A 12628-nucleotide genomic window follows, 5' to 3' on the forward strand; every position below is an offset into this window, starting at 1 on the left:
TTCGACTACAGACCCGAACCGGGCAGACACGATCACACACAGAGGCGCACTCATGGACAACACCGTCAGCCCCGGCAGCAACCCCATCGGGCCCCTGATCGAGGCCGACGAGCAGTTCTGCCACCAGGTCATGGATTCCTTCGCCTGCGTGGGCAGTACAGATCCCTCGTGGACCGAGAAGGTCTGCGCGATGGCGATGGCCCGCAACGGTAGCCTGCAGCTCGGCTTCGGGCTCGGCAAGTACACCAACCGCAACGTGATGGACGCCTACGCGGGCATCTCACGCGGCAAGGAACAGATCACGGTGCGCGCCAGCCGCGAGCTCGCACCGGAAGCAAACCTGACTGCAATCGGCCCGATCCGCTACGAAGTGGTGGAGCCGCTGAAGAAGGTGCGCTTCGTCCTCGAACCCAACGCCACGCAACCGATCGCCTTCAATTGCCTGTTCGAGTACCGCATTCCGGCCCGTTTCGAGGATCGCACGCATATTCGCCAGGGGTATCGGGTGATGAGCGAGCTGGTGCGCTATCACCAGATCGGCATCGCATCAGGCTGGATCGAGGTCGACGGCGTGCGCACCGTGATCGATCCCGACGGCTGGGTCTGTACGCGCGACCACTCGTGGGGCGTACGCTACGGCGTCGGTCACCCGCTGATCGACGCCGAGCCGCCCGGCGTCGGCATGCAGGCCGATTACGAGTTCTTCTGGAGCCCGAGCTACCTGCAGCGCGCCGACGGCAGCCATTACGCGATTTTTCTCAGCTTCAACCAGTTCGACACCGCAAGCGGGCGTACGCGCTCGGTGATGTCCGCGATCGAGCACCCGGACGGGCGCATCGAGCGCATCGTCGATATCGAACCCGAACTCGAGTACCACCCGGTCAACCGTCGCCTGCTCGGCGGCAGAATCGTATGTCGCATGGCCGACGGCTCACTGCGCCCGATGACCATCGAGGTGCTGTCGGATACGGGTTTTCATCTTGGTGCCGGACTCTATTTCGGTTTCGAAGGCCAGTTTCACGGCGGCTGGCGCGGCAGGCTGCACGTCGACGGCGAACGCATCATCGACTGCAGCACGCTCGAGAACGCCAAGCGCCTGCACCAGATCCGCGACACAGCAGTGCGCATCAGCGACCCGGTCGGCGGCGGCGTGGGCTGGGGCAACTGGCAACCCATGATGGTGGGCAAGAACGAACGGCTCGGCCTGAAGGCCGAGGATTCATTCTCCTGATTCTGCATTGCCCGGAGACGATGCGCGATGAATGCAGCGGTCTACTACCAGAACGGCGGCCCCGAGGTGCTTCGCCACGAGGACGTCCCGAACCCGGTGTGCGGTGCAACGGGGCGACTCCCATGCCTTACCTGAAACGCAACGATGCCAGCGTGTTCTTCGACGATACCGGCGGGCGCGGCGAGGCAATCGTCACGCTGCACGACTTCATCGAGAACGGCAGCTACTGGGGACGCACCGGCGTCTCGGGCGCGCTGGCCAATGTCGGCTACCGTGTGATCGACATGGACATGCGCGGCCACGGGCGCAGCGTGCCGGAAGGCGCGAACCCGGGTTATTCGATCGAGTCGGTCGCCGCAGACATCGGCGCGCTAGCCGATCTGCTCGGCCTGCAGCGCTTCCATCTGCTCACCCACGCCACCGGCGGCATGGCGGCGCTGCGCTACGCGATGGACCACAGCGAGCGGCTGCTGTCGATCACCTCCAGCGACACCTCCTCGGCCACGATCCCGCTCGACAAATACTGCGGGCCGGAATGGGACGAGCGGCTGGTGCCGATGGACGATCCCGACATCCTCTCGGTGGCCGAATACAACACCGGCATGCTGGCGGCGTTCCCGAACTTCGCCGAAATGTTCCGCCGCCTGCGGGAGGACCCGGCGAACCACCCGCTGGCGCCGTTCTACAACCGCTTCGACAGCAACTCGGACCCCGAACGCTGCTGGCGCTGGGCACTGGAGATCCAGTCGTTGAACAACCCGGTGCTGTGCAGCACCTTCGCGCGCAGCTACTACGCGGACCACGATCCGCGCACCGCGGCCCTGCGACGCATCGGTTGTCCGAATCTGGTGATCGTCGGCGAGCACGACGTCTACATGGTGAAGCCCGCCGAACAGCTCGCACGCTGCATACCGCAGGCGGAGCTGGTCGTGATGGAAGGCCTGGGTCACATGACCGCGATCGAGGCACCGGAGCGCATCACCGAACTGGTGCTGCGCTTCCTGCACTCGACATAGGTCGGGTTTCAACCCGACAGGGAAACGCATCCGGCACACGCACCTGTCGGCATGAATGCCGACCTACGACCAAACCGTCGGCATGAATGCCGACCTACGACCAAACCGCCGGCATGAATGCCGACCTATGACGTAGGTCGGGTTTCAACCCGACCGGTATCGCGCCCGCCTCAATCGTGCCCGAAGATCATCGCCCCGGTGGGCACGCCCACCCCGCTCGACACCAGCACATGCTCGGCACGCTTTGGCTGGTTGTATGAGGTGCCACGGATCAGGCGCACTCCTTCGGCGATATTGTTCACACCGTGGATGTACGCTTCCGAAAGCAGACCACCGTGCGTGTTGTTCGGCAAGCGTCCATCTATGCGCAGGTTTCCGTCGGCGATGAAATCCTTGGCTTCGCCGCGCGCGCAGAAACCGAACGACTCGAGCTGCATCGGAATCTCGGTGGTAAATGCGTCATACAGGCAGGCAGCATCGATGTCGTCCGGCCCCAGCCCGGACATCGCGAACACACGTCGAGCTGCGAGCTCCATTTCCGGCAGCGAGTCGAGTTCCTCGCGGTAGAAGCTGGTCATCTGCTCCTGTCCACGCGTGGAGGCCTGGGTGACACCGCGAATCACCGCCGGCTTCTGCCGCAGGTCGCGCGCACGCTCGACACTGGTGATCAACAGGGCGCAACCACCGTCGGTTTCCTGGCAGCAGTCGTAGATGCACAGGCGCTCCGTGATCCGCTTCGCCGCCATGTACTCTTCCAGCGTCAACGGGCGCCCATAGCCCGCAGCATTCGGGTTGTTCAGCGCGAAGCTGCGTTGTGCCATCGCGACTTCCGCCAGATGCTCCCGCTGCAGACCGTACTTGTGCATGTAGGTGTTTGCAATCATCGCGACCCAGGAAACCGGCGTCAGCATTCCGTACGCCATGTACCACGACCAGTGGATCAGGTCGCTGCTGACGATGTTGCCCGAAACGCCCTGCCCCATGCGCTGACCCGAGCGGCCGTTCATCGCGCGCCAGACGACGACGTTCTTCGCTGCACCGGTGGCCACCGCCATCACCGCTTGCTGAATCAGACCGACCGCAGCGCCACCGCCGTAGTTGATCTTGGCCCAGGTCGTGAGATCACCCAGACCCACTGCCCGTGCGACCTCGATCTCGTCACTGGTTTCCATCGTGTACGTGATCAGACCGTCGACCTCGGCCGGATCAAGACCGGCGTCGTCGCAACAGTTGCGCACCGCCTCACAGGCCAGTGCGAGTTCCGATACACCCGAATTCTTCGTGAACTTGGTGGTGCCGATGCCGGCAACCGCTGCCTGGTTCTTCATCGAAATCGCCATCGTCACACACTCCCCTTCGCCGCCGGCCGGAACATCGGAATCCTGAATCCGTCCTCGTCCTCATGGATGTACGCCGTAACCGGCATCCCGAACTCGATTTCCTCGGGAGTGCAATCGGTCAGACACGACGTGATTCGTGTACCCTCGTCGAGATCAATCAGAACGATGTTCAACGGGTACTCGTAACCCGGGAACTGCGGATGATAGAGCGTCGTGTAGCTCGTCACGGTACCCTTGCCGCCAGCCGCAACGAAATCCCACTCGAGCGAACGACACTCACTGCACATCGGTCGCGGGGGATGACGCAGCGTCTGGCATTTCTTGCAGCGCTGGATGGCAAGCACGCCGTTGGCGGCCTGCTCCCACCACCACCCATTGTCGTGCGCCATCGGGGGCTTGATCCGGCCGGGCTTGGGCATCAGTTGACTCCTCATCGTATGGTTCGCTTGCCGACCCACGCATCTTAGCACCACAACTGCGACGACATGGGGCATATCGGCACCCGGTCCACGGGCAATGCACTTGCACCTGAACCAGCCGGGTTACCTGCACGTCACATTTGCACGCTGCCGGGGCGTGGCGGTTATGATTGCTGCCAACTTCCCTGCGAAATACGCCATATCCACCGGAGGAAAACCGACGTGTCGAAACCGTATTCACTCTCGCAGCCGCTACGCCTCGACGCTGTACAGCAATGGGACATCGAAACCGAGGTGGCGGTGATCGGTTTCGGCATCGCCGGAGCCTGTGCGGCGATCGAAGCGCACGAAGCCGGCGCCCGGGTCACCGTGTTCGAACTGGCCGGCGCTTCGGGTGGCAGCGCGGCGCTTTCCGGCGGCGAGTTCTATCTCGGCGGCAACGGCGGCACGCCGATCCAGAACGCGGCCGGGTTCGAGGACTCGACCGAAGATTTTTACAACTACCTGATGATGGCTGGCGGTCCGAACGCCGACGAAGCGCGGGTACGTTGCTACGCCGATGGGGCACGCGCGCACTTCGACTGGCTGGTTGCCCAGGGGATCCCGTTCAAGGGTACTTACTACCCCGAGAAGTGCCTCGAGCCGACGACCGACGACACGCTGGTGTGGTCCGGCAGTGAAAATGCCTGGCCTTTCTCGAGCCGCGCCAGACCTGCCCCGCGTGGCCACACCGCCCAGTTGGTCGGCATGGGTGCGGGCAGATTGATCATGCAAAAGCTGACCGACCGCGCGAACGCACTGGGCATCTCTGCCCACTTCAACGCCCGCGCCCTGGCGCTGGTCGCAGATGCCGACAACCGTGTCCACGGCCTGGTAATGCGTATCGACGGCAAGGAACAGACCGTGCGCGCCACCAAGGGTGTGATCCTGTGCACTGGGGGGTTCATCTGCAACGAGAACATGGTCAGGCATTATGCGCCTGAGGCCCAGCGCTGCCCGAACCCGACCACAGGCGGCAACGATCATGGTGCGGGCATCCTGATGGGTGCCTCGGTTGGCGGTGCGACGATACACATGGGCGAATTTTTCGCTACGCGCCCGATGTTTCCACCCCCGCAGTTGCTGGAAGGAGTCCTGATCAATTCGCTCGGGCAACGCTTCATCAATGAAGATGCCTATCACGGTCGGGTAACACACTACATGATGCGCCAGCCCGAGGACCGCTGCTGGTTGCTGGTCGACAACAAGATATTCGCCCGTCCCTGGGTGTTTCAGGACATCGAGATCAGCGCCGCTGGCGAAAGTTGGGAGGAGGTCGAGGGCGAGCTTGGCCTGCCATCCGGCGAACTCGTGCACACGCTGGATAACTACAACCGCCATGCAGCCAGTGGCGAAGATCCGCTGTGGCACAAGACTCCACAATTCCTTCGCCCGCTCACCGAGCCGCCGTTTGCCGCACTCAATTTCAGCGGCGATGCGGTGAGGGGCACCTCGTTCACGCTGGGCGGCCTGTCGACGCTGCCCACCGGCGAGGTGCTCACACCCGACAACCGGGTGATCGAAGGTCTCTATGCCGCGGGGCGCACCGCTTGTGGCATCCCACGCTGGGGCGAAGGCTACAGTTCCGGCATGTCACTCGGCGATTCGAGCTTCTTCGGTCGTCAGGCCGGGCGCCATGCCGCTACGCATTGAGTACATCGTATAGCGCATGCATCCTCCCGTGGCGCGACACCCAGGTGGCGCCAATCCTCGAGGTGACAGGTGAACGGGAGAATCTGGTAACGCGGCACCGTAGTGCGGCTGCCTGCAGAGGCTGTCGCAAAACGATACGAAACGTGTGGCAGCGCCTTCACATCGTTTTGCGGCAGCCTCTGCAGTCAGGGCGCGTAGACGAGCAGCGCATTGCCCGGACGAAGGATCGAACTGGCTCCCGAGGTGACGTAGATCGCGCCCTTGCCGATCACGACCGGATAACCTGAAACCTGACCACCACGTGCCTTCAAGCCGCCCACCGCGGCAAACTCGCCGCCGGTGTCGATGTCGCGGATCAGCTTGCCGTCATCGCTCGCGTAGATGCGCAGATGCCCGTCCCAGGCACCGGCGAATACCGCACCGGGAACCGCACTGGGTGCCGCAACGAATGCCGCAAGACACGGTTCACTGCCCCAGGCGCATTGCGGATCGGGACCGGCCACGCGCCACAGCACGGCGCCGGAGGCCGGATCGAGTGCCGCCAGACCACCCGGTCGATGCGGCGGACGTACCTCGTCGTCCGATACCGGCACATACAGCGCGTTGCCGTCGAATGCCATGCCGTACATCACACCGCCGAGATCACCGCCGAGCCCGACCCGCGTGCGCCACAGTTCCTCACCGTCGCGGTCCGGATCCAGCCCGTAGACCCAACCCCATTTCTGCCCCACTGCCAGCACCTCGCGCCCGCCGGCCAGTTGCAGGATCGACACCGAGGTACCCATCGAAAACACGTTGCGGCAATCGGTTTCAACCTGCGCAGCGCACGCCGCCTCGCGCGCAGCGCCAGCGGCAGGCAGGAACTGTCGTTGCCAGCGCCGCTCGCCGGTCGCGAGATCGTAGGCGATCACCGAATAGGGTCCCTGCGGGTTCAGGAAGCCATATTCCTCGGCGGTACTCGCATACACCAGACCACGCCTGGGATCGATCGCAAGCGGCGTGTAGGTGGACGCTCCTGCCGGTCCGAACTGCTGCGGCCTCGCATCGGGTGCCGAACGCAACGCAGGCTCCTGCGCAATGTGGTACTGCTTCCACACGATCCGTCCGCTCGCCAGATCCAGCGCCGCCACACCACCACGCGAGGTGCAGCAGGCGTATTGCGGATCGTGCGTCAGTGGATCCTCGATGCCGGAAATCGGCACATACACGCGAGCGGCATGCACCGACGGAGCCGAGGTGATGCGCGACAGCACGTGCTCCTCGACCCGTGTCGCCCACACCCGCTCACCGGTAGTTGCATCGAGTGCCGTCAGCGTGCTGGTGTCATCGCCGAACAGCGCCAGCACACGCTGCGTTCCCTCCGGCGTCGCCAGCGCGGCAAGCGTGACGGCACGCACGATACGCCCGGTCACCGGATACGCCCAGCGCGTGCAACCGCTCGCCGCGTCCAGCGATACCACGTGGCTGCTCGATGAGAGGTACACCCGATTACCAGCCAGACTCACCGGACCAGAGGCACGCCCCGGATACGCGAAGCTCCACTTCAGACGCAGTGTCGGCACACTGGCCGCGTCGATGCCGGCATCAGCCCGGTAGCGGATATTGCGCGGATCGGCCTGAATGCTCTTCCAGTCGGCCGGATCGAGCACTACCTGATCCACCGGTGTGGTGCACGCGTTGGCCATCGGGTCGGCGGTTGCCTCGGCTTCACGTCCGGTCAGCAAGACGACCAGCGAGCGGATCTGCTCGTCGGTCAAGCCTTCGGCCATGAGGCGCATCGGACCTTCGCGCAACGCGTGCAGTACGTTCTCGGGCGGCGTGTAACGCAGCGAGGAACGCGGCGGTACGCGACCCTGCGGATGGTCGTGGCAACTGGCACAACGTTCGGCATAGAGCTGCCCAGCGGGCGAATCTCCGTCGCCATCCGCGATCACGTTGCCGTGCGCGTCGAGTTGCACCGCCGCGACCGGTTCGTGAACGAGTACGGACAGCAACACGACCGCGCGCAACCCCGCTCGCAGATTCTGCAGTGACGCCCTGGTCTGCATGGCGGTTCCGCGCATGGCCGGCCTTCCTCAGTAAACGTAACGCAGATCGGCACCGACGCTGCGCAGCTCCCGGTAGGTATTGGTCGCATAGCCGAGTGCACCGAAATCGATGCCCCACTCGCGCACCTCTTCGTTACCGAGGTTGCGTCCCCACAGGGCCAGCGACAGGTCACCACGCGGCACCGGAATGTCCTGTAGCGTCAGGCGCGCGTTCCACACCGTATGGCGACCGCTGCGGTCATAGCGGTTCAGTTGCGAATGAAAGTTGCGGGCGCTGGCGTACGTCGTGTCCACCTGGGCGACGAAGGTGCCGATGCTGGTGCTCGGGAACGAGTACTGCATGATCAGCGCCGCCTGGTGCTTCGGGCTGCCGAAGATGGTGCTGGCAACCGTCGCGATATCGGTAACCACCGGCTCGTAGTTCTCATCCATCTTCGGGAACCCGGTGACCGGGTTCATCACGCTGGTCACGAAACGGTTGTACTGCGTATCGACGTAGCCGTAGTTGAGCGTCAGCAACAAATCATCGACCGGTGCTGCCGTCAACTCGAGTTCGACGCCCTTGGCCTCCGATGAGCCGGCGTTCACGATTACGGATGAGGCTCCGCCGGAACCGGCTTCGAACTGTTCTACCTGACGGTCATCGTATTCGTAGAAGTACAGCGCGCCATTCAGGCGCAGGCGGTTATCGAACCACTCGCTCTTGCCGCCGACCTCCCACGATTCCACCGTTTCTTCGTCAGCCGGTTTTGCGAACCCGGCACTCGTACTGGCCCGGATGTTGTAGCCGCCAGCCCGGTAGCCGGTACTGTACTTCGCGTAGACCATCACCGAATCGCTCCACTGGTAGGTCAGCGTGAACGAGGGGTTGAAATGGTTCCATGAATCGTCTGCCTTGAGCGTTGCATGCCCGATATCCTCGAAGCCCGTACGCAACTTCGTGGCCTTGTCGTCGACGCTCCAGCGCAGCCCCACGATCGCCGTGAGCCGATCGCTCAGGCGGTAGTCGAATTGCCCGTAGATCGCCCACGCATCGTTGTCGGTCCAGTATTCGTAATCCGGCACCGTGCCAAGCAGCACACTCTTGCCAAAGCAATCGCCTGCGCACAGGTAATCCTGGGAATCCTGATCCAGCCCGCCGAACGCGAGCAGCGCCGGAAATACGTAACTCTGTGGATCGAGCTGTCGCCCTTCCTCGTGGAAGTAGTAGACACCCGCGTTATAGCCGAAGCGTTCATCGAACAGTCGACCCACGAGTTGAAACTCCTGCGACCACTGCTCGTGCTTGTTGAACCCTCCCGGGCTGGTGGTGGAGAAGGCCGTCACCCAGGTGCCGGCGGGCACGAAGCTGCCGTCGAAATCCGGTCCCAGCAGACTGCTTCCATCAGCGAGGTAATCGCCGGGAAACGCCTGCCGGTCGTAACTATTGTCAAATTTGCGCCAGGACGAGATCGATTTCAGGGTCGCGTTGTCGAGGTCGAAACTGACCGTGAGTGCATGTCCATCGATCTCGAGCTTCTGATCCTTGTCATCGTGCGCGTACGGCAAGTGACCCCGGCGGCGCTTCGACGCCGTCGCCGCCATGTTTTCGTAATACGACCCGCCGAGCATCAGTTGCAGCGGGCGCACGAAACTCGCCTGGGTCAGGTTCGTGTTCGAATCCTGCTGGAAATGATCGTAGGTGTAATCGGCCGTGACCCGGTCCGACGGTGTCCAGCGCAACGCTGCACGCCAGGCCTGCTGATCATACTGGCCGAGTTCGCCACCGGTGATGCTGCTCTTCGCCAGACCACCACGTTCGCCATGAATGAACGACAGCTTCGCGGAAAAATCCCCGAAGGCACCGGTGTCCAGCGAGGTTGCCGACCGCAGCAGATCACGCTCACCGACCGTGAACTCCTGCTTGAACCCGAATTCGGTACCGGGTTTCGTGGTCACGATATTGACAGCACCGCCGGTGGTGTTGCGTCCATACAAGGTGCCCTGCGGCCCGCGCAGTACCTCGATGCGCTCCATATCGACGATCTCGAACGCCGCTGCCGAACTCCGGCCCAGATACACACCGTCCACATAGATGCCGACCGTGGGATCGACGGCCAGCGACGGCTCACCCGAGCTCACACCACGGATACCCATCCCGTACGCGTTCTGGCTCCCCGGCGTCTTGTTCATGGTCAGGTTCGGTGTATACGCAGCGATATCACCAGTCTCAATCGCGCCCAAGGCATCGAGACTGGCCGCATTGAAGGCCGACAGCGAAATCGGGGTTTCCTGTAGTGAGGCCTCGACACGTTCGGCGGTGACGACGATCTCCTCGAGCCCGTGTCCGGGGTTGTCCTGTGCCCGGACATGCTGCGCCGCGGTGGCCGCCGCTACGGTAGAAATCGTGACGGCAAGAAGGCGTGCAGCGCGATTGAACACACTCATCGGATGCTCCATGGAATGGTTATGGATCGGCATAGAGCAAACGATACATGACGATCGTCTTGTTAGCAAGTGGACTGTCATGCGCACATGATGTCCGTCTTTTCGATACACTGTCGCGGATGCGGAAACCAGGAAACAGACACACTGCATGACACGTACACCCTTCCCCAAGGTCGCCGACACGGCGCACGAAAGGCGGACCCACATCATCGAAGCGACTGCCGCCTTGATGGCGCGCGCGGGGCTTGCGGGCATATCGGTGCGCTCGGTTGCCGAACACGCAGGATGTTCCCGTGGATTGGTCGAACACTATTTCAACAGCAAGGCCGAACTGCTCGCTGCGGCGGATCTCTGGGTCAACGAGAGCTATCTCGAGCGGGTTGCAAACGCGGTCGGTGATCGTCGCGGGCTTGCCGCACTCGAGGCGCGCCTGCGCAATCTGCTGCCGTATACCGAATCGGTGCTGGACGAATGGCGCGTGCGCCTCGAGTTCTGGCGCCAGGCCGGTGTCAACTCAACGACTGCGCTGCACAACAGCGAATCGTTCTATGCTGCCTACGAGCAGATCCTCACCGACGTGCGTCATGCACAGGCGCATGGCGAAATCCCCGACTCCATACCGCTGATCGAGAGTTCCGAACTCGTGCTTTTTTTCGTGATCGGCATCGCGACTGCCTGCATCACCACTGAACGCCTGCGGCAGCAGAGACCGCTCGACCGGCGCATCGAGATGATCCTCGGCATGCTGAAGACGGACACTCTGGCCGCGTTGCGCATCGGCGACCCGGAAATAGAATTCTGATCGATGCCGCTCCCGTTACCGTACGGCAACGGGAGTGAAGGAATCGGCGTCCGATGTTCAGGCAAGCCCGTAATCGGCGAATCTGGGGCTATCCATCTCCTCGGCAAAAGCCTGGTAACTCCACGGCCAGGTGATCGGAACGCCTGCGGCGTCGAGATACCAGCTCGTGCAACCGGAGGCAAAGATGGTTGTCCTGGCTGCAGCGATACGGCGACTGTCGTAATCCGCCATCGCTTCGGCCGTCGGCGCGATCTCCGCAACGTTGGCGTCCCGCAGATGCTGCAACAACTGCTCGATATAGCTCCACTGACGTTCTGCGATATCGATCAACGAGAAGTTGCCCACGGGGCCGGTAGGGCCGTTCAGCATGAAGAAATTGGGCATGTCGGGAATCGTGACCGCGTAGTACGCGCTCGGGCTGACTTTCCATTTGTCGTCGAGGCAGGCACCGCCCTTGCCTTTGACGATCGTCGGGCGGATGAAACGGTCGACCTTGAAGCCGGTTGCCAGCACGATCACGTCGAGTTCATGGAAGGTCCCGTCCCGCATGCGGATACCTGCGGGTTCCACACGATCGATCGCGTCGATTTCCACGACGATGTTAGGTTGCTGCACCGCATCGTAGTAGTTCCACGAATAGATGAGCCGCTTGCAGGCTGCACGATAGTTGGGGCGAAGCTTCTCACGCAGTACCGGATCGCTGATGCTGTTCTCGAGGTTCTGCCGGCACAACTCCTCGATCTCGTGCATATCGGAACCTTCCGGATCGACGAGTGCCCGGTTGAACCGGTAGATACCTGACCAGTACTGCTCGCCGTAACGCATGTCGTCGATCAACTGGGGATCGGCACGAAACGCTGCGCGATCCTCTTCCGTATAGTCGAACTGCTGTACCGGCATGATCCATTGCGGTGAGCGCTGGAAGTGCACGACCCGCGCCGAACGCTTCTGCAGCGCGGTCACGATCTGCACGCCGGTCGAACCACTGCCGATCACGCCGACACGCCTGCCATCGACCTCGGCTGCATCATCCCAGCGTGCGCTGTGAAAGGCTTTCCCGGTGAAGCTCTGCAGACCCGGGATCTCTGCAACATTCGGATGGTGCAGCACGCCCGAGGCCGCGATCACCACGTCAGCGCTGTCGGTGCGCCCATCGGCGAGCTTCAGCTTCCATTTGCAGGTGGCATCGTCGTAGATGCACTCGACCACTTCGCTGTCGGTATCGATCAACGCCCGGATGCCATGATCCTCGACCACCTTCTGGAAATAGCGCTGGATTTCCGCACCGGTGGCGTAGAACGCACTCCAGTCTGGATTCGGCGCAAAACTGTACGTGTAGGCATGGGCAGGTACATCACAGGTCAGACCCGGGTAGCGATTCTCGCGCCAGGTACCACCGATCGTGTGGCCCTTTTCATACACGACGACGTCCGTCTCGCCCCGTTGCTTGAGCTTGACTGCCGCCAGGATTCCCGACATTCCTGCGCCGATGACGACATAGCGGAACTTGCGTTCGTTGGGGGTGCTGTCTGGACTCATGTCTCTGTCACTTCCCTCGTTGAATGGCGATACACGCTCACCCGTTTCCGAATGAGCAAACCCGTGAATTCCAGATGGATAAAAAGACGCACTGAGAATCATTCGCCATGCATC

The 12628-nt window shown here is 62.5% G+C and carries 9 protein-coding genes; 4 read left to right on the top strand and 5 right to left on the bottom strand.

Annotated elements, in window-relative coordinates:
- Window positions 1–52 precede the first annotated feature (52 nt).
- On the top strand, window positions 53–1231 hold the full coding sequence (locus H7A12_01755; protein MCP5319554.1) for a hypothetical protein: 1179 nt from the start codon (window positions 53–55) through the stop codon (window positions 1229–1231).
- Between the two features lie 122 nt (window positions 1232–1353).
- Window positions 1354–2247 carry an alpha/beta hydrolase gene (locus H7A12_01760; GenBank protein MCP5319555.1) on the top strand — a complete coding sequence of 298 codons (894 nt, stop codon included), beginning with the start codon at window positions 1354–1356 and terminating at the stop codon, window positions 2245–2247.
- A gap of 170 nt (window positions 2248–2417) precedes the next feature.
- On the opposite strand, the gene H7A12_01765 is transcribed toward H7A12_01760, so the two are convergent.
- Window positions 2418–3587, bottom strand: a complete 1170-nt coding sequence (locus H7A12_01765; protein ID MCP5319556.1) for a lipid-transfer protein — start codon at window positions 3585–3587, stop codon at window positions 2418–2420.
- A gap of 2 nt (window positions 3588–3589) precedes the next feature.
- A complete protein-coding gene (locus H7A12_01770; GenBank protein ID MCP5319557.1) occupies window positions 3590–4006 on the bottom strand; it encodes an OB-fold domain-containing protein in 417 nt (138 codons plus the stop codon).
- A gap of 222 nt (window positions 4007–4228) precedes the next feature.
- Here H7A12_01770 and H7A12_01775 point away from each other — a divergent pair, with 222 nt between their 5' ends.
- Window positions 4229–5698: an FAD-dependent oxidoreductase gene (locus tag H7A12_01775; protein ID MCP5319558.1), complete on the top strand. Its 1470-nt coding sequence runs from the start codon at window positions 4229–4231 to the stop codon at window positions 5696–5698.
- Window positions 5699–5883: 185 nt separating this feature from the next.
- On the opposite strand, the gene H7A12_01780 is transcribed toward H7A12_01775, so the two are convergent.
- Together H7A12_01780 and H7A12_01785 are read right to left on the bottom strand one after the other, a co-directional pair.
- The gene (locus H7A12_01780; GenBank protein MCP5319559.1) at window positions 5884–7761 is read right to left on the bottom strand and encodes a PQQ-binding-like beta-propeller repeat protein; all 1878 of its coding nucleotides are present in this window, start codon (window positions 7759–7761) and stop codon (window positions 5884–5886) included.
- A gap of 12 nt (window positions 7762–7773) precedes the next feature.
- Window positions 7774–10173 (bottom strand): TonB-dependent receptor, encoded by a 2400-nt coding sequence (locus tag H7A12_01785; GenBank protein MCP5319560.1) that lies wholly within the window; start codon window positions 10171–10173, stop codon window positions 7774–7776.
- A 148-nt stretch (window positions 10174–10321) separates the two neighbouring features.
- Between H7A12_01785 and H7A12_01790 the strand changes: the two genes are divergently transcribed.
- Entirely contained in the window at window positions 10322–10975 is a 654-nt protein-coding gene (locus H7A12_01790; protein ID MCP5319561.1) for a TetR/AcrR family transcriptional regulator, read from the top strand.
- A 57-nt stretch (window positions 10976–11032) separates the two neighbouring features.
- On the opposite strand, the gene H7A12_01795 is transcribed toward H7A12_01790, so the two are convergent.
- Window positions 11033–12514: an NAD(P)/FAD-dependent oxidoreductase gene (locus H7A12_01795; GenBank protein ID MCP5319562.1), complete on the bottom strand. Its 1482-nt coding sequence runs from the start codon at window positions 12512–12514 to the stop codon at window positions 11033–11035.
- Window positions 12515–12628: the final 114 nt, after the last annotated feature.

This window comes from Pseudomonadales bacterium, from assembly GCA_024234165.1.
In the GTDB taxonomy this organism is placed as follows: Bacteria; Pseudomonadota; Gammaproteobacteria; order Pseudomonadales; family UBA5518; genus UBA5518.